Origin of the sequence: Enterobacter cloacae complex sp. 2015409 (assembly GCF_041365315.1) — a bacterium.
Lineage (GTDB): Bacteria > Pseudomonadota > Gammaproteobacteria > Enterobacterales > Enterobacteriaceae > Enterobacter > Enterobacter pseudoroggenkampii.
The window spans coordinates 69,856-93,351 of sequence record NZ_JBFTVM010000002.1; the positions used below are offsets into that span (position 1 = coordinate 69,856).

Annotated in this window: 17 protein-coding genes; 11 read left to right on the plus strand and 6 right to left on the minus strand. The window is 57.7% G+C overall.

Annotated elements, in window-relative coordinates:
• Positions 1-30: 30 nt before the first annotated feature.
• Together ACDO57_RS14010 and ACDO57_RS14015 are read right to left on the minus strand one after the other, a co-directional pair.
• Positions 31-855: an AraC family transcriptional regulator gene (locus ACDO57_RS14010; protein WP_024907311.1), complete on the minus strand. Its 825-nt coding sequence runs from the start codon at positions 853-855 to the stop codon at positions 31-33.
• Between the two features lie 49 nt (positions 856-904).
• On the minus strand, positions 905-1,948 hold the full coding sequence (locus tag ACDO57_RS14015; RefSeq protein WP_228117543.1) for a GlxA family transcriptional regulator: 1,044 nt from the start codon (positions 1,946-1,948) through the stop codon (positions 905-907).
• 596 nt (positions 1,949-2,544) lie between these two features.
• Here ACDO57_RS14015 and ACDO57_RS14020 point away from each other — a divergent pair.
• The 8 genes from ACDO57_RS14020 (at position 2,545) to ACDO57_RS14055 (ending at position 17,331) form a co-directional block, all read left to right on the plus strand.
• Positions 2,545-4,023 carry a beta-ketoacyl synthase gene (locus ACDO57_RS14020; RefSeq protein WP_370884149.1) on the plus strand — a complete coding sequence of 493 codons (1,479 nt, stop codon included), beginning with the start codon at positions 2,545-2,547 and terminating at the stop codon, positions 4,021-4,023.
• Between the two features lie 91 nt (positions 4,024-4,114).
• A complete protein-coding gene (locus ACDO57_RS14025; protein WP_024907308.1) occupies positions 4,115-4,525 on the plus strand; it encodes a membrane protein in 411 nt (136 codons plus the stop codon).
• Positions 4,526-4,550: 25 nt separating this feature from the next.
• Positions 4,551-5,378 (plus strand): hypothetical protein, encoded by an 828-nt coding sequence (locus ACDO57_RS14030; protein WP_032651384.1) that lies wholly within the window; start codon positions 4,551-4,553, stop codon positions 5,376-5,378.
• Between the two features lie 43 nt (positions 5,379-5,421).
• Positions 5,422-13,158 carry an aminotransferase class III-fold pyridoxal phosphate-dependent enzyme gene (locus ACDO57_RS14035; RefSeq protein ID WP_370884255.1) on the plus strand — a complete coding sequence of 2,579 codons (7,737 nt, stop codon included), beginning with the start codon at positions 5,422-5,424 and terminating at the stop codon, positions 13,156-13,158.
• Positions 13,155-14,171 carry an arylesterase gene (locus ACDO57_RS14040; protein WP_248165825.1) on the plus strand — a complete coding sequence of 339 codons (1,017 nt, stop codon included), beginning with the start codon at positions 13,155-13,157 and terminating at the stop codon, positions 14,169-14,171. The genes ACDO57_RS14035 and ACDO57_RS14040 overlap by 4 nt, the downstream gene beginning before the upstream one ends.
• A 1-nt stretch (position 14,172) precedes the next feature.
• Complete coding sequence (locus ACDO57_RS14045; protein WP_370884150.1) at positions 14,173-15,228, plus strand: 2Fe-2S iron-sulfur cluster binding domain-containing protein; 1,056 nt, start codon at positions 14,173-14,175, stop codon at positions 15,226-15,228.
• Entirely contained in the window at positions 15,222-16,391 is a 1,170-nt protein-coding gene (locus tag ACDO57_RS14050) for an alkane 1-monooxygenase (protein ID WP_370884151.1), read from the plus strand. Before ACDO57_RS14045 ends, ACDO57_RS14050 begins: the two co-directional genes overlap by 7 nt.
• A complete protein-coding gene (locus tag ACDO57_RS14055; RefSeq protein WP_032651394.1) occupies positions 16,384-17,331 on the plus strand; it encodes an alpha/beta fold hydrolase in 948 nt (315 codons plus the stop codon). The genes ACDO57_RS14050 and ACDO57_RS14055 overlap by 8 nt, the downstream gene beginning before the upstream one ends.
• Here ACDO57_RS14055 and ACDO57_RS14060 read toward each other — a convergent pair.
• Positions 17,299-18,012 carry a 4'-phosphopantetheinyl transferase gene (locus ACDO57_RS14060; protein ID WP_157188516.1) on the minus strand — a complete coding sequence of 238 codons (714 nt, stop codon included), beginning with the start codon at positions 18,010-18,012 and terminating at the stop codon, positions 17,299-17,301. The two genes, ACDO57_RS14055 and ACDO57_RS14060, sit on opposite strands and share 33 nt — an antisense overlap.
• 96 nt (positions 18,013-18,108) lie before the next feature.
• Positions 18,109-18,957, minus strand: a complete 849-nt coding sequence (locus tag ACDO57_RS14065; RefSeq protein WP_370884152.1) for an SDR family oxidoreductase — start codon at positions 18,955-18,957, stop codon at positions 18,109-18,111.
• An 84-nt stretch (positions 18,958-19,041) separates the two neighbouring features.
• On the opposite strand from ACDO57_RS14065, the gene ACDO57_RS14070 reads away from it, so the two are divergent.
• On the plus strand, positions 19,042-19,428 hold the full coding sequence (locus tag ACDO57_RS14070) for a helix-turn-helix domain-containing protein (RefSeq protein WP_023334278.1): 387 nt from the start codon (positions 19,042-19,044) through the stop codon (positions 19,426-19,428).
• 97 nt (positions 19,429-19,525) lie between these two features.
• Here ACDO57_RS14070 and ACDO57_RS14075 read toward each other — a convergent pair whose 3' ends face one another.
• Positions 19,526-21,469: a bifunctional 2',3'-cyclic-nucleotide 2'-phosphodiesterase/3'-nucleotidase gene (locus ACDO57_RS14075; protein WP_370884153.1), complete on the minus strand. Its 1,944-nt coding sequence runs from the start codon at positions 21,467-21,469 to the stop codon at positions 19,526-19,528.
• A 190-nt stretch (positions 21,470-21,659) separates the two neighbouring features.
• Here ACDO57_RS14075 and cysQ point away from each other — a divergent pair, with 190 nt between their 5' ends.
• Positions 21,660-22,400: a 3'(2'),5'-bisphosphate nucleotidase CysQ gene (gene cysQ / locus ACDO57_RS14080; RefSeq protein ID WP_024907298.1), complete on the plus strand. Its 741-nt coding sequence runs from the start codon at positions 21,660-21,662 to the stop codon at positions 22,398-22,400.
• Here cysQ and ACDO57_RS14085 read toward each other — a convergent pair.
• Positions 22,394-22,951, minus strand: coding sequence for a YtfJ family protein (locus ACDO57_RS14085; protein ID WP_032651402.1), 558 nt, complete (start codon positions 22,949-22,951; stop codon positions 22,394-22,396). The two genes, cysQ and ACDO57_RS14085, sit on opposite strands and share 7 nt — an antisense overlap.
• A gap of 324 nt (positions 22,952-23,275) precedes the next feature.
• Between ACDO57_RS14085 and ACDO57_RS14090 the strand changes: the two genes are divergently transcribed.
• Entirely contained in the window at positions 23,276-23,482 is a 207-nt protein-coding gene (locus ACDO57_RS14090) for a DUF1107 domain-containing protein (protein ID WP_008501430.1), read from the plus strand.
• The last annotated feature ends 14 nt before the right edge of the window (positions 23,483-23,496 follow it).

A 23,496-nucleotide genomic window follows, 5' to 3' on the forward strand; every position in this document is an offset into this window, starting at 1 on the left:
AAATGCGCGCGTATTGTATGAGGTTGCGCATTAGCGCCGGGTGACCTGCTTCTGGTAGCGCACGGGGGTAATGCCGTAGCGGTGGGTAAACGCGCGGGTGAGATGCGACTGATCGGTCAGCCCGGTTGCGGCGGCGACCTCTGCCGCGGGCATGCCGTGCGTGAGGAACGCTTTGGCGCGCCAGAGGCGAATGGCCATCAGCATCTGATGTGGCGTCACGTGAAAATGAGCTTTGAACTGGCGCTGGAAATGATACGGGCTGAGTGAAACGACGCTGGCGAGCTCGTCCAGCGTCAGAGCGCGCATATAGTTGTCATGCAGATACTCGCGTACCCGTTCAAAGCGGTGCGCACCTTCCTGAACCCGCGGCGCGTGATGAGCAAACGGCTGGAAGGTCTCAATCAGATCCAGCAGTAATCCTTTTTGCGCAAGCGGATCGTCCGTGTGCCACAGGCCGTAAATGAGCCTGCCGATTTGCTGCGAGCGCAGCGGGTCATGACGCGTTACGTCGCTAAACCACCAGTGCCGGAGGCCGGTCACCTCTTCCAGCAGGTCGGGTTCGATATAGACCATCCGGTAGCGCCAGCCGCCCTCGGTGGCGGATTCGCCGGTGTGGATCTCGTCCGGGTTCATGGTAACGACGGATTTTTCCGCCGCGAGATGCTGTGTCCCGCGATAGCGAAAGCGCTCGGCACCGGTTTCAATCGTGCCGATCCCGAAGGCTTCATGGGTGTGAGGCTCAAAGGCGTAGTCAGAAATATGGGCATGATAAAGCTCCAGGCCCGGCAGCTGCGCCAGATGGCGAAAGCGCGCGCTGTCTCTTTCATCATTAAACTGTTCCGGTACGCCTTGCACGGTGAGCCTCCTCGCGGTCATCTATTTTATTATCAGAGATGACCGGAGTTTATGCACTAAACATCTTTGCCCGGACCGTCTTACGATAATCCCCCGGTGACACCGTGGTTTTATGCTTAAACTGGCGGTTAAAGTGCGCAATGTCCTGATATCCAACCGCATTGGCGATCTCCTGAATGCTCAAATTGGTGGATTGCAGCATCGTCATGGCGGATTCAATTCTGGCGGTTAATAAATACTGCAGGGGGGACATGTCGGTGGCATTTTTAAAGCGACGGTTGAAGTTGCGCAAACTCATGCCAGCCATATCGGCAAGATTTTGCATAGATATATCCGAGGCGCAGTTTGCTTTTATCCAGATTTGAATTTGAACAATATCTTCATCCGGATGCGGTTTGTTTTCTTCACTGTAACACTGGCGATCGAACTGACTTCGAATTTCATGGAAAAAGGTCCGCTGGGTATGTGTGGCTACGCGTTTCCCGTATATCGTTTCGATGAAATGGATGGTCAGATCTGAGAGGGCTTTGACGCTGGCGGCACAGTAAATATTATCGGCCTGCGTGAGAAAATGTTTGGTTTGTAATTTTACGTTGGGGTAGTCGCGCGAGAACTGTTTGAAGTAGTGCCAGTGGGTGGTGGCGGGTTTCCCGTTGAGCAATCCCGACTCCGCCAGGAAACAGCAGCCCGTTCCGACGGCCGCGATGCGGGTCCCTCGCGCCGCCTGTTCGCTAAGCCATGCCAGGAGCTCAGGCTGTTGTCTAACCACCGCGCGAGGATTGCGCCACAGGGCGGGAAGATAGATAACGTCATAGTGCCTGTCTGCGGCAAGGGTGGTATCGGCGGTAATGCTGAAGCCACTGTGCGTCAGGATGGGCTCGTTATTTATGCCAATAGTATGAACTTTCAGTATATTCTCCGGACGACAGAGCCTGAATGAAGACGTCTCCGGTTTGTGCGTGTCTGCGTGGGATGTTGTTTTTTGCTCGGCTAAATAGCTACTGGCTGCGGCTTTCCACATTTCAATCGGAAGACTGAGACCGGAACTTAGCATGCGTTCACATAACACAAATCCTATTTGTGTATTTGTCATTTTTGATTAATACCTGTTTTGACTATTATTTTTGGTAGCTCATCGTTGTCCTGGCCAAAAAAGTCAGCATTTTGGCTGGATTTTCATATTAGCTTTTGTTGGTAATTTGTAAACTAATATCTGAAATTATCGCACTTACTTAACAAAATAAATCCACGACCACTACAGGATGAATTATGGCGAAATTACCCGTAATAACGGCTTTTGGCGGCTATGGTCCAGCTGGTCGTAGTTCTTCACATCATGCATTTCGTCGAATGATTATTGAGTCATTATCAGAAGAGGAAAGGCAAGCGACGTTATTATCGTTAGCCATTCTGATGGGCGTGCTTAAATATGATGAGGGCGGATATTGCGACATTTCCGGTAAAAGATTTACACCTGCTCAGGCTGCCGCGAAGATAAAAGACGAGGCGCTTGAGGGAACCCTTATCCGAAAAATTACGCGCGACTATTTTGATGTCGATGCTATCGTCAGCCATGCAAAATTGAATATGGTTTCAGGCGAAGAAGGATTCAGTTTTAATATATCTTCCAGACAATTACCTCAACCCTTACCGGCGGGATGGCACGTTGAAGAATTAGCGGATCAGCGTGTGCGTATTACCGTTAAGGGAGAGATGGACTGTAAAATTGAGGCATTGTTGCGCACGGAGGTTCAGGCTGCAGGTTTGTTGCCGCAGGGATTCCGCCCGGGTGACCATTACAATTCGCAGTTCCATCCGCGGGCGCTACAAATGGCGATTGTCGGAGCGTCAGACGCCATCAACGCCCTGGGGATCCCGTGGCGAGAGATACAGGCCAACATCACGCCGGATCAGCTCGGGGTCTATTCGGGCAATATCATGGGACAGCTCGACGATTATGGCTTTGGCGGTATGCTCCAGTCGCGCCTGAAAGGCCATCGCGTCAGCGCCAAACAGTGTCCGCTGGGCCTGAACAGCATGTGCGCCGATTTCCTCAATGCGTATGTGCTGGGTAGCGTCGGTCATACCAGCGCCACGCTGGGGGCATGCGCCACGTTTCTGTATAACCTGAATGCGGCAGTTGAAGATATTAAAGCGGGGCGCATTCGCGTTGCCGTTGTGGGCAGCGCCGAAGCGCCGGTCACCTCAGAGGTGATTGAAGGATTCGATGCCATGGGCGCCCTGGCAACGGAGAGCAAGCTTAAGCATATTGATGAAACGGATACGGCCGACTGGCGCAACAGCAGCCGCCCGTTTGGCAACAGCTGCGGTTTTGTGATCGCAGAATCCAGCCAGTACGTCGTGTTAATGGACGACGAGCTGGCGCTGCAGCTTGGGGCAGAGATCCACGGTTCGGTGGGGAATGTCTTCATCAACGCTGACGGCTTTAAGCGTTCTATCGCGTCACCGGGGCCGGGGAACTACATCACCATGGCGAAAGCGGTAGCCTCTGCGGTATCGATGGCGGGGATAGAGACGGTGCAGAAGGGATCGTTTATTCAGGCGCACGGTTCAAGCACGCCGAAGAATTGCGTCTCCGAGGCGGATATTTTTGACCGCGTTGCGCAAGCCTTTTCGATTCGCGACTGGCCGGTGACGGCGGTGAAATCGTATCTTGGTCACTCCCTGGGGCCCGCCAGCGGCGACCAGCTCATCAGCTGCCTCGGCGTCTTCCGCTATGGTATTTTGCCAGGAATTAAAAGCGTGTCGCACATTGCGCCACAGGTGAACAACGCACGCTTAACCATACCTGTTCAGGACTGCAAATTAGAGGAAGGCCAGGGGCAGATTGCCTTTATAAATTCAAAAGGCTTTGGCGGTAATAATGCCACGGGGGTGGTTTACTCGCCAAAGCTTACCCATCAATGGTTGCGCAAACGCTATGGGGAAGCGGTGTTTGCGGAGTATCAGCAGCGTAACCGCCAGGTGCGACGTCAGGCTAACGCGTATGATGAGGCGGCTTCGCAGGGTGAACTCAATGTCATTTATCTGTTTGGCCAGCAGGGGATAAATGAGGAAGATATTAAGATTGATATGAATGGCATCACCATTCCTGGATTTGAAAAACCGATTACATACGCGACGGCTAAAGAATACCCGGATTTTTAATCGTTATATTTGATTTTATTTTTAATAAATAAAGGTGCTTGTATTTTCTCAGGCGCCTTACCTTTGTGCACCACTAAACAGGAGAAAGAAAGTGGCTAATCTCAGTGCAATACTGATTGCCTTTGGCTGGAGCGGTATTGTCGTCGGCATAATGATGGGTGGGTTAATGGGGATGTACGCTTTTAAGGGACCGTTTCGCGCCCCCAAAGGACATGAAAACTATACCGATTTAAATCGCAGAATGTTAAGGCTGGCACATATTGCCTTTATTATGCTGCCGTTAATATCCATGCTCTATGGCATGTGTATTGATGACCTCGCCGTGTCTTATACCTATAAATATTATGCCGTTATTTGCATGATGATACTTTCGGTGGGTATTCCGGTGCTGCTGATTGCATCGTGTTTTTATCTGCCATTTAAATATGTGCAGGTTATACCGTTTAGCTGTGGAATGTATGCGTTAGTTGTAATGGCAATTGGCAGGGTTTCCGCCCTGTAAACTATCACCTACCTGAGAAATAAAAATGAAAACGTTACTGAATACCCGCCAGCTGGGTCGGGACGCTATTGTCGCGACCGTAGATAAGCACGTTTATACCGAAAACCGCGCCTTTGCCAACAGGCTTATTGACCGGATTGAATCCCATCCGCTGATGCGCAGCCCTATTTTGGCAAAAATGAACAGCGGCGAAGTTGATATTCAACAGATGCGCGTATTCCATCTGGAATTTTATCACGCGTTTGCGCAAGTCTTTACCGATGCCGTTATTGAAGCGTTAAGCGCGGCGAAACAGCTGGAAGCGCCGCTGGGCGCGCAGGCGAAAATGGCGGCCCGTTTTCTGCTGCAAATCAACCTGCTGGATGAGCTGGGCTTCCACCCTGGCGAAGACGCCGAGGGCAATTACAACGGCCAGCCCGCGCTGGCGCACTACGTGCAGTTCTTTACGACCATCCAGCAGCTGGGGATGACGGAGCACGAGGTGAAATCCTGGCTGCCGATGTCCAGCTCTCTGGCCTGCCGCGCAACCTTCGAGAATGCCTATGGCGACTATACCCAGCTGGTGGGTTTGCTGGCCGTGGCCGAGACCGTCTTCCATGACTTTGCCACGCCGTGGGCAAAAGGTGTTGATAAAGCAACGGATATTGACGTCACGAAGGGCTATCACAGCATCCATGTAGAAAGCGAAACGGGAGAATCCATTGAAGATGGTCACTCCGAAGATGCATGGATCCTGTTCTGCCAGGCGCTGACGGAAGACCGCTACGCCGAGATGGAACAGCGTGTCGATCTGTGGCTGAAGGTCTGGAACGACTTCTGTAACGATCTGCTGGCTGGCCGCGCCGGAAAATAATCTTCCCACCCTCATTACATTTGAAAATATAGAGCGAATTATGATGCCGTCTCATCAGTTGTTTAACAGGGGATATCATTCCTTCAACCAGCTTTTGCCCGAACTTGCTGTTCAACAGACTACTCAGACGGCATTTGAATTCGTCCGCAGCGCCAGTGAAATTCACAGCCAAAGCTATGACCAGCTACACCAGCGCGCCGCGTCGCTTGCAGAGGCTTTAATGCAGTACGGGCAGCGGGGCGACAGGGTCATATTGCTTTATCCGGATGGTGAAGATTTTATTGGCGCTTTTTTTGGCTGTCTTTACGCCGGCAGAGTGGCGGTTCCCGTCCCGATGCCCGCAAAATCGTCAGGAAGCGCGTGGGAGCGTTTTGCCGGCGTATTACGTAATGCGCAAACGGACTGTATTGTTACGACAGCCAGGGGGGCAGAAACGCTAGGCCAGCTATCACTTCCGTTATCCCCGCTTATTTTTACCTTCGACAAACCAGACACAGCTGCGCTACCTGCGGGTTATCGTCTGCATCATCTTGAACGCACCTTCTCCGGGGCATTTCACCCCGTTCCGGTAGCAGACAACGATCTGGCTTTTTTACAGTACACCTCGGGTTCGACGGGCTCCCCGAAAGGCGTGATGGTGACCCATGGCAACCTGTGGGCTAACTCACATGCCATTCACCGCTTTTTCGGCCACCACAGCGAAAGCCGGGGCACGATCTGGCTGCCGCATTTTCATGATATGGGGCTTATTGGCGGTCTACTGCAGCCCGTGTTCGGCGCCTTCCCCTGTCGGGTGATGTCGCCGATGATGTTAATGAAAAACCCCCTTAACTGGCTCAAACAGATTTCCGACTATCAGGCCACGACCTCCGGCGGCCCTAATTTCGCCTACGATCTGTGCGTGCGTAAGATTGGCCGAGAGCAGGTTGAGGTACTGGATCTTTCGCGCTGGGACGTGGCTTTCTGTGGCGCAGAGCCGATTCGGCCCGCCACGCTAGCGCAGTTTAGCGAACACTTTGCGCCCGCAGGGTTCCGGCCCGGCGCGTTCCTGCCCTGCTACGGCATGGCGGAAACCACGCTCATCGTCACCGGAATGGACAAAGGGCAGGGGCTCCGCGTGTCGGACGAGGCCGGTGTGGTGAGCTGCGGGCAGGCTCTGACTGATACCGAGGTGCGTATTGTCGATCCTGACCACCATCAGCCGCTTGCTGACGGTGAGAGCGGAGAAATATGGCTGCGTGGTCCGAGCGTTGCCGCCGGATACTGGGCCAATGATGCCGCCACGCGCGAAACCTTCCGGGCGTCTCTGGCAGGCGATCCGCACCCGTGGCTGCGCAGCGGCGATATGGGTTTTCTCCAGTCCGGCCATTTGTACGTCACCGGACGGCTCAAAGAGCTGCTGATTATCAACGGCCAGAACCACTACCCGACGGATATTGAAGAGACGATCCGCCGGTCCGCTCCCGCGCTGGCGGAAGCGACGGTCTGCGTGTTTGCCAGTGAAGACGAGCGCCCGGTAGCGCTGCTTGAGCTGATGACGCGCCATAAAAATGATCTCGATATGGCGACGCTGGCACCGTCCGTGACCGCGGCGGTGGCGGAGCGCCACGGCATTACGCTGGATGAACTGCTCCTTGTCGAACGAAGGGCAATCCCCCGCACCACCAGCGGGAAATTACAGCGCACCCGCGCGAAGATGATGTATCAGCAGGGGAGCCTGGACGTGGCCTGGCGCAGCCGCCAGGACGCGTCAAAACCGGTTGAACACGCGGGGGAAACCCCTCCCGCGCTGGCGGCGCTGATTGCCGGGATAATTGGCAACACGCTGAACACGACGATCGGCGAATCCCGGTGGGATGACGCGTTTACCGACTTTGGCTTGAGCTCTTTGCAGGCGGTGGGCGTCATTGGCGAGCTTGAACAGCGGCTGGGCCGCGAGCTCTCTCCCGCGCTGATTTACGACTATCCCACCATCAATCAGCTGGCGGTCGCGCTGGGAGAACCGGCTGCGGTCCGGCCGGTCAGCGCCGCCGTCGCGGAAAGCGCCATTGCGGTGATTGGTATCGGTGTGGAGCTGCCGGGGCATAGCGGCGTGGAGGCGCTGTGGTCGCTGCTGCAGCAGGGCCACAGCACGACCGGCGAGATCCCGGCGCAGCGCTGGCGTACCTCGTCCCTTGACGGCTTTAACCGTAAAGGCAGTTTCTTTGACGAGGTTGACGCCTTCGACGCAGGCTACTTCGGCATCTCTCCCCGCGAAGCCGTCTATATCGATCCGCAACATCGTCTGCTGTTAGAAACCGTTCAACAGGCGCTCACCGATGCCGGCCTTAAGGCATCCTCCCTGCGCGGTAGCGATACGGCGGTTTATGTCGGGATCAGCGCCAGCGACTATGCCCTGGCCTGCGGCGATAACGTCTCGGCCTACAGCGGCTTAGGCAACGCGCACAGCATCGCGGCCAACCGAATTTCTTATCTTTATGATTTAAAAGGGCCAAGCGTCGCTGTCGACACGGCATGCTCTTCCTCGCTGGTGGCGATAGAGGGGGCAATGCAAAGCCTGCGGGCCGGACGGAGTTCTCTGGCCATTGCCGGAGGCGTTAATCTGGCGCTGACGCCGCATTTGCAAAAAGTCTTCACCGATGCCCAGATGCTGGCCCCCGACGGCCGGTGTAAAACCTTTGACGCCCGCGCCGATGGTTACGTTCGTGGCGAAGGGTGTGGCGTTGTGGTGCTCAAGCCGCTTTCGCAGGCGCTGGCGGATGGCGATCGGGTCTATGCCACGCTGGTGGCGAGCGCCGTGAACCAGGACGGCCGCAGCAACGGCATTACCGCGCCAAATGGCCCATCGCAGCAGGCGGTCATCCGGCAGGCAATGGCGGATGCCGGAGTGGACAGCGACAGCATTGACTATATCGAAGCGCACGGGACGGGAACGGCGCTGGGCGATCTGATTGAATATCAGGCGCTGGAAGCGGTATTTGCGGACCGGAAAAAAACCGCACCTGTCCAGGTGGGGTCGATTAAAACCAACATTGGCCACCTGGAGGCGGCGGCGGGCGTGCTGGGCGTGGTGAAAACGTCTCTGATGTTGCACTACCGACAATACGTGCCGCACCTCAATTTCCAGCATAAAAACCCGCATATTGCGGCGATTAGCCGTCATGTTGAGGTAAGCGGTGCGCAGCCTGCCTCATGGCATGCCGATGGTGACGCACGCTACGCGGGCGTAAGCAGCTTTGGCTTCGGCGGCACCAACGGTCACGTGATTTTGCGCAGCGCGCCAGCGGTGGAAAAACGCCAGGAGCCCGCTGCGCCCCACGGTCTGCTTCTGATCGGTTCACATGATGAAGGGGCGTTTCCCCTTCAGCGGGAGGCGGTCAAAAAAGGGTTATCGACATGTCAGGAGAGCGATATCGTCACCTGGTGTCGGCTGGTGAACACCCGCTACGACGCGGCCCGCTATCGCGGCGTGGCGTATGGCGCGGACCGCGCCCAGCTGGCGGACAGCCTTGCGCAGCTCACGGCCTGCAAAGCAGGTAAAACCCAGCCTCAGGTCTGGCTCTTCCCGGGGCAGGGCACCCAGCAAATCGGCATGGGGGCCGAGCTGTACCACCATCTGCCGCACTATCGCGCCCAGTTTGACGCGCTGGCGACGACCATTCGGCAGCGTTATCAGATTGATATCACACAGGCGCTGTTTGCCCGTGACGATAGCTGGCAGCGCTGCGCCAGAACCTGTCAGCTCTCCTTATTTGCCTGTAGCTACGCGCTTGCTCAGAGCGTGATGCAGTTTGGACCCCGTCCGGCTGCCGTGATGGGGCACAGCCTGGGAGAGTACTGCGCGGCGGTCATCGCAGGTTATCTCTCGCTCGACGACGGGCTGGCTATGGTTCATCAGCGCGCGCTGTTGATGTCAGCCCTGACGCAGGAAGGGGCGATGGCGGTTGTCTTCAGCGGTGAAGCCGAGGTGTGCCAGCTGATTTCACCCTGGGCGGGTGACATTGATATTGCCGCATTCAACACCCCGACGCTGACCACCATCGCAGGTAGCCAGACGGCGATTGACGCCTGTCTCCAGGCCATTTCTGCTCAGGGAGGCCACGCCAGAAAAATTAAAACCGCCAGCGCATTTCACTCCTCGATGATGGATCCGATCCTCGGTGCCTGGCGCGAGTGGCTGGTCAACAACGTCACCTTCACCCGCGGGACGATCCCGTTTTACAGCAACCTGAACGGCGAGGCGCGCGACCAAACCGACGCCGACTACTGGACCCGGCAAATTCGCCAGCCCGTTCGTTTCCTTCAGGGCGTGCAAAACGTGCTTGCGCAGGGTGAGTTCACCTTTATCGATCTGAGCGCGGACAGTTCGCTGGGCAAATTTGTGACCGCCACCGACCGCCGTCACCGGGTGCTGGCCGCAGGCGATCGGCGACATGAGTACAAATCACTGCTGACGCTGCTGGGAACGCTGTGGCAGCAAGGGCACGACATCAACTGGAGCGGGCTGTACCACGCGACCACGCGGGAGGCGTTAAACCTGCCTGCCATCCAGTTCTGCCGCAAACGTTACTGGCTGGCGGATGAGACGCCAGCGCAGACCCCATCTGCAAAAGAGGACGCTATGTCAAATCAACACCATTTAGCCGCTGAAATAAAAGCGATTATTGCCGGTTTTCTTGAGGCGGATCCCGCCACGCTTGACGACGAACTGCCCTTCCTGGAAATGGGGGCGGACTCGCTGGTGCTGCTGGATGCCATCAATACCATTAAAGACCGCTACGGCGTGGCTATCCCGGTACGGGCGCTGTTTGAAGAGCTCAATACGCTGGACGCGGTGATCGGTTATGTGGTGGAGCACGCGCAGCCAGCGGCGGATGCGGCTCCGCTCAGCACCCCGGAAACCGCCGGGCAGGCGGCGCAGCCTGTCGTGGCCATGCAGGAAACCAGCAAGCCGGTGCCTGGCGCGGTTCAGGATCTGATTGCCCGCCAGCTGGAGCTTATGTCCCAGCAGCTCACGCTGCTCAACGGCGCGGCGCAGACTCTCCCGATGCCCGTCGCGCCAACGATGCCGGATGTCATCGCGCCAGCGCCTGTCGCCACCCCGGCTGCACCGGTGAAGGCCAGCGCGCACAGCAGCTGGTTTAAAAAAGAGACGAAAAAGGTCTCCCTGGGCACCGAGCGCGACCAGCATCTGGAGCAGCTCACCCAGCGGTTTGTCGATAAAACGGGCGGATCGAAACGCAATGCCCAGCAGTACCGCGCCGTGCTGGCGGATAACCGGGCCTCTGCGGGCTTTCGTTTATCCACCAAGGAGATGCTTTATCCCTTAGTGGGGGAACGCTCTCAGGGCTCGCGCATCTGGGACGTTGATGGCAACGAGTATATTGATTTTACGATGGGGTTTGGCGCCAACCTGCTGGGGCATGCACCGGACTGCGTGCAGCAGGCCGTTGCCGACCAGCTGGCGCGGGGCATGCAGATCGGGCCGCAAAGCGCGCTGGCGGGCGAGGTGGCAACGCTTATCAGCGAGCTGACCGGCCAGCAGCGGGTGGCATTTTGTAACTCCGGCTCTGAAGCGGTAATGAGCGCCGTGCGCCTGGCGCGCGCCGTTACGGGGAAAAATAAAGTCGCGCTGTTTAGCGGCTCATATCACGGCGTGTTTGACGGCATTCTGGGGCGGCAGCAGGGCGGAGAAACCCCCGAGCGCGCCACGCCGATTGCCGCCGGTACGCCGCCATCGCTGGTGGACGACCTGCTGGTGCTCGATTACGGCAGCGAAGAGAGCCTGGCGCTTATCGCCCGCTATGCCGCCGAGCTGGCGGTGGTGATCGTCGAACCGGTGCAGAGCCGTTATCCCGATCATCAGCCGCGCGAATACCTGCATACCCTCCGCGAGCTGACGACAACCCACAATATTGCGCTGATGTTTGACGAGGTGATCACCGGTTTCCGTCTGGCGGCCGGCGGCGCGCAGGCCTATTACGGCGTTCAGGCGGATATCGCCTCCTACGGTAAGATTGTCGGCGGCGGTATGCCGATCGGCGTGATTGCAGGCTCTGCCCGCTTTATGGACAGTATCGACGGCGGATTCTGGCAGTATGGCGATGACTCCTGGCCGCAGGCTGAACTGATCTTCTTTGCCGGTACCTTCTCCAAGCATCCGCTGACCATGGCGGCAAGCAAAGCCGTGCTGGAGTACATCAAAGCCCACCCGGCGCTGTATGACGACATCAACCAAAAAACCGCGCGTCTGACGATGTCGCTAAATACCTGGTTCTCTGCAACCGGTACGCCGATTGAGATCGTCTCTGCCGGCAGCCTGTTCCGTTTCAAATTCAACGGCAACTACGACATCCTCTTCCACCACCTGATGCTGCGCGGCATTTTCATCTGGGAAGGGCGTAACTGCTTTGTCTCGGTCGCGCACACGGACGAGGATATCGACCGCTTTATTGCGGCAGTGAAAGAGAGCGTTAACGCTATGCGCGTGGACGGCTTCTTTGGACAGGCCGGATTGCGCCCCGACACGCGCTATGCCGTTGCAGACAGCCAGCAGCGTTTTCTGCAGCTGGCCGCGCGGGATGAAAGCGGGCGGTTGGCCGGGACGATCGGCGGCGTCATTGAAACGCCGCGCAACGTAGACAGCGAGATCATGCTTGCCGCCTGGCAACTGCTGTGCGAGCGCCATGACGCGCTGCGTATGCAGTTCACTGACGCAGGCGAACTTCAGGTGGCCCTGGCGCCCACAGTCGACGTCTGCGAGGAAAACGCGGCGCCTGCCGCCTGTCTCGCTGAGTTTGCCGCGCGTCCCTTTGACCTGACCGCCGCGCCGCTGGCCCGCCTGCTGCTGGTCCGCCATGAGGGGAAAACCACGCTCGCCATCGCGGCACATCATTCGGTGGCGGACGGCTGGTCGTTCATGGTGATGCTGCGCGAGCTGCTGCATCTTTACGATGTTCTGGCGTCGGGTAAACGCCCTGACCTGGCGGCTGCGGCAAGCTATCTGCAGGCTATCCGTGCGCAGAACATCGTCAGCGAGGCAGCGCTACCTGCGCGTCTTGCGGCGCTACCTGCCCGCCGGGCAACGCCAGACGTCCTTACCGTGCTGGCACCTTCCCGGACGTATCAGGGGCAGCGGCTGGTACAGCGCTTGTCGTATCCGGGCCTGACCGCGCAGCTGCGCAAAGCCTCCGCCGAGCTGCGGGTGACCCGCTTCGCGATGCTGAATGCGCTCTTTACCCTGACGCTTGAGAAGGCGGTCGGTCATTCCCCGGTGCCGGTCGGCGTGCCGGATGCCGGGCGGGATTTCGGGCAGGGCGATGCGCTTATCGGCCAGTGCGTCCGGCTGTTGCCGCTGTGTATCGACAGCGCCGCCTGTGCGTCGTTATCTGATGTCGCCAGGGCAATCCATGACGGCATCCTCGCGCAGCGCGACGAGCCCGCCCTGCCGTCACGCTGCTTCCACGGTCAGGATGCGCCGCTTCCGCTGCTGGCGACCTTTAACGTCGAGCCGCATGCTCCGCTGGCAGAGCTGCGGCAGTGGGAGGCCAGCCTGTCGCTCCTCCCGATCGGCGCCGTCGAATTCCCGCTGATGGTTAACATTCTCGAGACGAAAGAGGGGCTGTCCGTCGAGCTGGACTACCAGATACGCTATTTCACCGAGGCGAGCGCCCGTGCGTTGCTGGAGCACTTCCTGAAGGCGATAACCGTGCTGGCCGAGCAGGGCGAAGAGGCTGCCGAAGCATTATTCTCGTCGTCAGAGGTACTGGCCGCATCATGAAAAAGCTGACGATTATCGTCCTCGCAGGCGCCGTGCTGGCGTTCGTGGTTAATCTGCTGATCGATGCCGGACTGTTTTATCAGGTGCAGGAGCGCGGCGGTGAACAGTGCCAAAAAATCACCGGCATTGAGGGCGCGGAAGATATCGCTCCTTTATCGGATGGCGGGGCAATAGCCAGCAGCCTCAACCGACACGGCAGCGCGCCCGGGGCGCTCTATTATCTCAACGGCAGCGACAGGCCGCAGCGATTAGCCGGTGACTATCCGGATGCCTTTTTCCCGCACGGTATCGATGTCTGGCAGCAGGAGGGCGAGACGTGGATCTACGTGGTGAACCACCGTCCCCAGGAGGACAGCATTGATGTGTTTCGCTTTAATCGCGCGCAGATGCGTCTTGAGTATCAGCCCGCCCTGTCGCGCGCGGTCGGAAACAACATCAATGATATCAGCGTGATTGATAAAACCCGCTGGCTGCTGACGCGGGACCACCGGTGGACGGGCTTCGCGGGACGCGTGGAGGACTATCTGCGACTGCCGCTGTCCAGCGTCCTGCTGGCAGACGAGGCGGGGCTGCATACCCTGATCGATGACCTGCATTTTGCGAACGGCATTTACTACAACCGACAATTGGGGCGTCTGTACGTGGCGGAAACCACCCGCGGCGCGGTGAGCAGCTGGGCGTGGCAGCCGAATGAGGCTGCGCCCGTCCTGCTGGGGCGCTTCAGCGGTCTGCATGGCGTCGACAATATCCTGCCGGACGGGCAGGGAATGCTGGTGGCGGCGCACCCGCAGCTTCTGAAGCTGGCCGCCTATCAGAAAGATGCCCAGGCGCGTTCACCGTCCATGGTGTGGCGGCTGACAACCGGTGCACAGGGTGAAATCAGTCAGGCCACTATTTTCTATCAAAGCCACGGTGCGTCGCTGGCGGCAGTCAGCGTTGCCGCGCCCATGGGCGGAAAAGTGATGATGGGCAGCGTCTTTGACGACGGGCTGCTGCTGTGCGGGGAGCAATAAGATGCTGAAGAGATGGTTTTCCCGCCGCGGTCATTTTCAGGGGACGCTTGAGGGACATGAATTCCCCCTGCCGTCCGGCCATACGCTTCTCGAAAGCGCGCTCAACGCCGGCGTTTCCCTGCCGTATAACTGCCAGGTCGGCTCGTGTAAATCCTGTCTTTGCCGGGTAACGAGCGGCAAGGTGCGTTCGCTTGTCGACCTGAGCTATTTGCTCAGCCAGGAAGAGATTGCCGCTGGCCACGTGCTGGCATGCCAGTGCCTGCCAGAATCGGATTTAACGCTGGCCGCGGCATCCGCGTCCTGGACGCCTGCGCGAGTTAAGCGGACTGTGGCGCTCTCATCCACGGTATGGCGCGTGACGCTGCTGGCGGAGCAGGCGTTGCCCTTTCAGCCAGGACAATACGTTCAGGTCGGTCTCGAAAAGGATAAGGATATCCGGAGCTTCTCCGTGAGCTGGCCGAGCCAGGGGCGAGAGATTGTTCTGGATATCACGCGCCGTGAAGAGGGGCGGCTATCCCCACTGCTGTGTGATGAACAGGCGACTGGACGGAAGGTGTGGCTCTCAGACTGCCTGGGGCAGTTCGGCCAGCGGGATGACGGTAACGGTCCTCTGCTGGCTATCGCCAGTGGATCGGGGCTAGGAACGACGCTGGGTCTGGTCCGCGCCGCGCTGGCGCGTCATCCCCACCGCGAGGTCATGCTGATCCACGCGGTTCGCAGGCGGCAGGACACATTCGACCTGCAGGAACTGCAGCGTCTGCGTCAGCACTATCCCGGTTTTCACTATCTGCACGCGTTATCCCGGGAGCGTGAGGTTCAGGCGCTGGAGCTGGCAGGACGTATTACCTGCTGGCTTGACGACTGGCGCGCCCTCTATCCCCGCCGGACGGCGGTAGCCGAATGGCGCGTCGTGATTTGCGGCAATCCTGCGCTGGCGCAGGCGTGCCGGCAAAGGCTGCTTGCCGGAGGGGTGATGAGCCACCTGCTTGAAATGGACTGCTTCTCCCCGCCGGTCGGTGCAAAAAACAGTCATAACAATAAGGAGCCCGTATGTTGAGTTACCTGAGATTTGCCCTTGTCCCCTGCGTTTTTTTTCCGCTGACCGCGCTCACAACCGTGCTCGGCGGCGTGTGGATCGTCGTCTCCATGCTCTGCGTGACGCTGAGCTATCTCCTTTTCGATAACGCAACCACGCACGACACCGCCGATCGCCACTACCGGCTGCCGGCGCTGCTGGAAATCATCCCGTATTTACAGCTCCCGGCCGCGCTGCTGGCGTTGTTCGCCCTTATCTGGCAGGCCGCGCCGGGCGATCTGCTCGGGTTTGGCGCATGGCTTTCCGCCCTGACGGGTCACAACTTTATGGCGTTGCATCACCTTACCCAGCCTGAGCTGCTGCTTGCGGCGGCCTCCACCGGCTATACCATGAGCACCAATACCGTGGTGGCCCATGAGCTTATCCACAAAACCCACAGCCTGGCGGCGATGATGGTCGGGCGCTGGCTTCTGGCGCTGGTCGGCGATGCACAGTTTTCGATTTCACACGTCTATTCGCATCATCCTAACGTGGCGACCCCGGCGGACGGCGCGACGGCGCGTCGTGGGGAGAGTGTGTATCGCTTCTTTATCCGTTCTTCTCTGTCGCAGTATGTTGAATCCTGGCAGGTGGAAGCGCAGCGGCTGTCGCTTCAGAACCGAGGCGGCGCCATGCTGGTGAACCGGGTGGTGAGCGGGGTGCTGATGAGCCTGCTGATCGTGGCGATCTGCTTTACAGCGGCGGGCGTCCGGGGCGCGCTGGCGTGCCTGGTGACCATGCTGGTCTCTAAATTCCTGTTTGAAACGGTGAATTACATCCAGCACTACGGTCTGGTCCGCCTTCCCGGCACGCGGGTGGAGCCGCGACACAGCTGGGATTGCAATAACCGGGCCTCGTCGGCCGGTCTGCTGAACCTGACGCGCCACTCCGATCATCACACCCATCCGCGTCGTGAATACTGGAATTTGCAGGCGCACAGCTACGCGGTGGGAATCGAAAAAGGGTATGTCGCCCATATTTTTTACGCGCTGATCCCGCCGCTGTGGTTTAAGCGAATGGAGGCAAAACTCGCGTACTGGGACGAACACGTTGCCAGTGACGCAGAGCGTGCCCTGATCCGTCAGTCTGAATCATCCGCGGTTAAGTCCACTGTTCCCTGTGTTTCCGGAGAGTCCCATGAGTGAGCAATTTGATCGTCTGATTGAGCAAGCCTACCAGCAGTATCGTGGCCCCGCCTACCTGCGCTCGCCGATGGTGTCATGCGTGAAGGCCGGTATCCGCCTGATGGATCGGGTTGTGCCGGGGGCGACCGCCGACTGGCTGGGCAATCGGTTTTTTACGCCGCGCCGGGTGCCGACGCGTGCAGGCGATAAAGAGATGACGGCGCTGGCGAGCCGCATTGAGTCTCTCCCTTTGAGTAATGGTAAACATGCGGTGGTGTACCGCTGGGGCAGCGAGGGACCTACCGTGCTGTTAGCCCACGGCTGGGAGTCGAGGGCTTCCCACTTTGGCAGGCTGATCAAGACGCTGGTCGAAAAGGGCTTTCAGGTCATCGGGTTTGACGCCCCCGCACATGGCAACGCGGCTGGACGTCAGAGCAGCATCGTCGAGTTCATTGAAATCATTGAACAGCTGGCGCAGCAGGAAGGGGGTTTTGACGCGATTGTGGCGCACTCGTTTGGCGGGTTATCCGTTATTAATGCGGTAAAAGCGGGATTGCGGACCCGCGCGCTGGTTATCGTGGGGGCGCCGACGCACTTTAGCGGGCTGGTCACCAAATATGCCGCGATCCTGAATCTCCCGGGTCGTCAGCAGCAAAGGCTACGACGGTATATTGAAGGGTACTTTGGTATTGGCGAGGCGGTCTGGCAGCGCTTTAACGCCTATGAGGGGCTGCAGCAGGTCGATCAGCCCGCTCTTGTTATTCACGACAGCAGCGATGACATCGTATTGCGGGTCGAAGCGGAATGCCTGGTCAACGCCTGGCCTGGCGCGAGGCTGGCAGAGACCCACGGTCAGGGACATAATCCGCTGCGCCGTCCGGGGGAGGGCATCGACATGGTGATGGCGTATCTGGCTCCCTTGCTGGCGTCAGGCAATGATCGTGATAACCCTGTCGCCTGAGAGCTGATAATAGCCCTGGATCCGGCTGCCCTTTACGCGTTGAGGTGACAGCGTTTGGGTCAGCTCCAGGGTGATCCTCTGCTCTTCAGGCGCGATGTGGCACACGCGGGCCGCGTCAAAATCGAGGGCGCGGCCAACCTCAGGATAGAGCGCTTTATAGAGGCTCTCTTTCGCGGAAAAGGTGATGAGTAGCGCGCTGGCCTCGTCGAACGGGCTGGCGGCAAGACATTCCCGCTCCTGCGGTGTGGTAAACAGGTGCGCTGTCCGCTGCATCATCCCGGGGGCAAAAAACTCAATGTCGACGCCCGGCGTCAGGCCAGACGCCTCTGGCGCGATGACCGCCAGCGCCCACTCATGAGAATGTGACAGGCTTCCCCGCCAGCCGGAAGGCCACACCGGAGAACGATCCGGCGCGCTGCCCGGCGTAGCGTCACAGCCGAAGGATCTCAGCACCCGCTGCGCGGCGTAACGCGCCGCAAGATACTCCGCCCGGCGTTTTACCACGGCGCTGTTGAGCGGAGCGGGAAAGGGGATACCCCATTTATCAAAGAGCCCGTCATGGTAATCACGCGCGGTGAATGAGACCAGGCAGTAGCGCAGTGCGGGGAAAGGGGCGACGTTGCCCATCTCAACGGAGTGAATAAAAGGGGGCGCGGAATCCGTGTTTATCACAGTAAACATAGCAGGGTTTCGGTATCTGTCGGGAGGACAGAATGCCATATAAGTGCGTGCCGGGTAAGGGGAATCACCCGGCCGCGGGAGAAAACGGTCAGGCCGTTACAGAATGGCTTTGATGCTCTGCGCCAGCGGCGTCGTTGCGCGCCCGATCAGTTTGCTCAGCGTATGGCTATCGTCAAAAAGTCCCCCTTTGGAGGCACCGACATCGGAGTCCGCCAGCATATCTGCCAGCCCGGCAGGCAGGCCGACGCTTTTCAGCGCGGCGGCAAAATCCGCTTCACTGAGATTCTGATAGGTGACCGGCTTCCCGCTCTGTTTGCTGAGTTCAGCCGCCAGTTCGCTCAGCGTCCAGCCGTGGTCGCCCGCCAGTTCATACACCTTGCCCGCGTGGCCCTCTTCAGCAATCACTTTGGCTGCCGCCGCGGCATAGTCTGCGCGGGTGGCAGAGGCAATTTTGCCTTCGCCTGCCGCACCAATAAACACGCCGTGTTCCAGCGCAGGCGGCGCGCTCGCCAGATAGTTTTCGGTATACCAGCCGTTGCGCAGCAGGGCATAAGGAATGCCGGACGCCGCCAGCGCGTTTTCAGTGGCAACGTGTTCAACGTGCAGACCGAGCGGTGAGTTGTCCGCGTGCAGCAGGCTGGTGTAGGCGATAAATTTCACTCCTGCCGTTTTGGCGGCGTTAATCACGTTCTGGTGCTGGGTTGCGCGCTGGCCGACTTCACTGGAAGAGATCAGCAGCAGCTTATCCACGCCGCTCAGCGCGGCGGCGAAGGCGGCTTCATCCGTGTAGTCCGCCTGACGCACAACAATTCCCTGCTGGCTTAAGGCTTGCGCTTTCGCCGGGTTACGTACGATAGCTACAATCTGGTTAGCCGGTACGGTTTTCAACAGCTGTTCGATAACGAGATGGCCAAGCTGGCCTGTAGCGCCGGTAATCGCGATCATGGTGAATCTCCTTCGTGTTTGTCTGATGTTGTGGCACACTAGCACCATAGCTAACTTTTAGTAAGTACGTACAAAAAGGTAAGTATGAAAACAACGATACCGACGCTCAGCGAACAAATGCGCGATGGCAATCTTTTCGCGGAGCAGTGCCCTTCACGCGAGGTGCTCAAACACGTGACCAGCCGCTGGGGTGTCCTGATTCTGCTGGCCCTGCGCCAGGGAACGCATCGCTTTAGCGATCTGCGCCGTAAAATGGGCGGGGTGAGCGAAAAGATGCTGTCCCAGTCGCTCCAGGCGCTGGAGCTGGACGGGTTTGTCGATCGCGTGTCGTATCCGGTGGTGCCGCCGCACGTAGAGTATAGCCTGACGCCGCTGGGCGTTGAGGTGAGCGAGAAGGTCGCCGCGCTGGCGGACTGGATTGAGGTTAATACGCCGAAGGTGATGGCGAACAGGGACGATCGCGCGGCGTAAAAGCCGGGTATGTGCGGCCTGATGCCCTCACCCTGGCCCTCTCCCACAGGGAGAGGGAACAAACACCAAAAACGGAACGTGCGTTGCCGTTTTGCTTTTACTTGCTCAAATCCACCTGATAAATCGCGAACCCGATATCATCCGTCGCGACCTGTTTCATCGGGTACTGCGCCTTCTGCTTAATAAACGCGGCTGCCTTATCGGACGGTGACGTTTCAAAACGGATATCCAGCGGCGTATCGCTGTGGATCGGCGCGAGACGCCAGTTGTTATCCACTGCCGGATGAATTTCTCCCGCTTTTTTCGACTCCGCGCTGATCCACGCCGCCAGCACCGAGCGGTTCTCATCTGGAGAAGCAAAGGCGATGTGGCTATCGCCCGTACCGGCAAACTTACCGCCGTAGGCACGGTAGTTATTGGTCACCACCAGGAAAGTGGCATTCGGGTCGATCGCCTTGCCGTTGAAGGTCAGGTTTTTGATGCGCTCCGCCTGCGGGTTGATCGCCTGACACTCGCCGTCATATTTCGCCGGCTGGGTGACGTCAATCTGGTAGTTCACGCCGTCGATCACGTCGAAGTTGTAGGTACGGAAGCCGTCCCAGTTAATCAGCGACTGCGGCTTGCTGCTGTGCGGATCAATCTGGTTAAACTGTCCGGCAGAGCATTCCAGCCACTCCTTTACCTCTTTCCCGGTGGATTTAACCACCACCAAAGTATTCGGATAGAGGTAGAGATCGGCGGCGTTACGGAAGGTCAACTGGCCCTTTTCGACCTCCACATAGCTTGCCGGGTCATTCTTACGTCCGCCCACTTTGAATGGCGCTGCGGCCGACAGGACAGGCAGTTTTGCCAGATCCGGATCGCCCTGCACAAAATGTTCGGCATAGGCTTTCTGCGCCATATTGACGACCTGAACGGTCGGGTCATCCTGCACCAGCGCCAGGAAGCTGTACATGTTGTCGGCGGATTTGCCGATCGGCTTGCTGACGAATTCGCGCGTGGCGTCGTGATCGTGCTTCAGCACGTCGACCAGTTTTTTATCTTCAGCCGCCAGTGATTTTTTAGCCGCAGCGTCGTAAATCGGGCGCGCTTCGGCTTTTGACTGCGTCACCTTCCAGCTGCCGCTGTCGTTATTCAGCACCAGATCCACCACGCCAAGATGATCGCCCCACATGCCCGGCATCACCGACGGCACGCCGTTGAGCGTGCCTTTCTCAATGTCCGCCCCTTTGATGCCGGCAAAATCTTTGCCAGGGAAGACCGCGTGGGCATGGCCGAAGAGGATTGCGTCAACGCCCGGGACTTCACTCAGGTAGTAAACGGAGTTTTCTGCCATGGCCTGGTACGGATCGGCGGAGAGACCCGAGTGGGCGACAACGACCACCAGATCGGCGCCTTTTTTACGCATTTCCGGCACGTATTTGCGCGCGGTTTCGGTGATGTCGTTCACGGTCACTTTACCGTCGAGGTTGGCCTTATCCCACGTCATGATCTGCGGCGGGACAAAACCGATATAGCCGATTTTTAGCGTCTGTTTTTTACCGTCCTTGTCGACGACGCTTGTCCCTTTAATCAGGTAAGGGGTAAAGAGCGGCTTTTGGGTCTTAACGTCGATGATATTGGCATTAACGTACGGGAATTTCGCACCGGCCAGGGCGTCATGGAGATATTTCAGACCGTAGTTGAATTCATGGTTGCCAAGGTTTCCGACGGTATAATCCAGGGTGTTCATCGCTTTATAAACAGGATGGATCTCGCCTTTTTTCAACCCCTTGGTCGCCATGTAATCTCCGAGCGGACTGCCCTGAATGAGATCGCCATTGTCGACCAGCACGCTGTTTTTCACTTCGCCACGTGCGGCATTGATCAAACTTGCCGTACGTACCAGTCCGAATTTTTCCGTCGGGGTATCTTTGTAGTAATCGAAGTCCATCATGTTGCTGTGCAGATCGGTCGTTTCCAGAATACGCAGATCTACCGTCGCCGCCTGAACGCTCGCTGCTATCAGCGTCGCCAGAAGCGTTGCACTAAACTTAATCATCAGAGGAGTCCTTTTTTCGATGCAGACCACAAAAGAGTATGTATCTATAGCTTGTTGCTTACAGAAATGTGAATCCTGACAGAAAAATGTAACCTGAAACCGGAATTGCTTCACAGATAGCGGAATTGTTCACATTACGATATAACTAAAACAAAGAGTTAACCTCACTGCGTTAACAAAGAGGTGGAAAATGCTAGATAAAATTTGTCAGCTCGCACGGGATGCGGGAGATGCCATCATGCAGGTGTATGACGGTAGTAAACCTATGGAGGTGGTCAGCAAAGCCGACGACTCTCCGGTCACGGCGGCAGATATTGCGGCGCATAAGGTGATCCTGAAAGGGTTACAGGCCTTAACGCCGGACATCCCCGTCCTGTCAGAAGAAGCGCCGCAAAGCTGGGAGGAGCGTCAGCACTGGCAGCGCTACTGGCTGGTCGATCCGCTGGACGGGACAAAAGAGTTCATCAAGCGCAACGGTGAATTCACCGTCAATATCGCCCTGATTGAAAAGGGAAAAGCGGTGCTGGGTGTGGTCTATGCGCCGGTCATGAAAGTGATGTACAGCGCCGCAGAAGGGAAGGCGTGGAAGGAAGAGTGCGGCGTGCGCAAGCAGATCCAGGTGCGCGATGCGCGTCCACCGCTGGTGGTGATTAGCCGCTCGCACAGCGACAGCGAGCTGCAGGAGTATCTGCAACAGCTGGGTGAACACCAGACCACCTCGATTGGCTCATCGCTGAAATTCTGCCTGGTGGCGGAAGGTCATGCGCAGCTCTACCCCCGTTTCGGGCCAACCAACGTCTGGGATACCGCCGCCGGGCATGCCGTTGCCGCGGCAGCCGGGGCGCACGTTCATGACTGGCAGGGCAAGCCGCTGGACTATACCCCGCGCGAATCCTTCCTCAACCCCGGCTTCCGCGTCTCGATTTATTGAGCCAGCAGCTTATGCAGCAGGTCAACAACCTGCTGCACCTCTTCCTGGGTTAACGCACCGTCTTTCACCCATTGAACGCGACCTTCTTTATCCAGCACGATAATGGCGGAGCTCTCTTCTTCCAGTTGCCAGGCCTTACGGGTGACGCCGTTGCTGTCGACGATAAACTGCGACCACGGGTAGAGCTTTTTATTGCTCTCAAGGCTTGAACGCACAAACATCCCGGAGCCCGGAATGGCGTCATCGGTATTCACGATCGTGGTGGTCTGGTAGCGGTCGTGAGGGAATTTTGCGGCCTTGATCGCTTCCACCAGGTTGGCATTTTTCTCTTTTGCGGATGTACGACCGGCAATATGTTGTACAACTCTCACTTTGCCCGCGAGCTGCGCGCTATTCCAGGCTTTGTAGCTAAACTTATCATTGTCGAGAATCAATTCTCCCCGGTCAGCAATGCCGACTGGCGGTACACGTTGTCCTTTTTCAATGCTGTGAGCGGAAGCCCACAGGGGCAGCAGCAGGCAGGCTGCTGCAAGGATATTACGTAGGGTCATGGCGTTTCCTTATTGTTTGCAGGTGATCCGACCACTTGGTCTTGCGCTTTTAATGATAAGTGCGATCAATGTGGTTTTCCCGCAATCCCGATGCCAGTTTGCGGGTGAACGCACATATCCATGAAAAAACGACGGCTTATACTGCTCTCAGTCACGCTTTGCAAAGATTATTCTGAATAATTGTAATCAAACGGTAAATAAACTTATGCACACTGGGTAACACCGTAGTTCTGGTCTATAGTCATTGGGCATTAAAATTTGCGCTCAGGACAGTCGGGCCGATTGTGGCACCGCAAGAGCGTATGATTCGCAGGAGATACAAGAATGAAAATTTTCCAACGCTACAACCCGCTTCAAGTGGCGAAGTACGTGAAGATCCTGTTCCGTGGACGGTTGTATATCAAGGATGTTGGCGCTTTTGAGTTTGATAAGGGCAAGATCCTTGTCCCAAAAGTGAAGGACAAACAGCACCTGTCTGTGATGTCCGAAGTCAACCGTCAGGTTATGCGTCTGCAGACAGAGATGGCTTAACCAACGTGCTATGC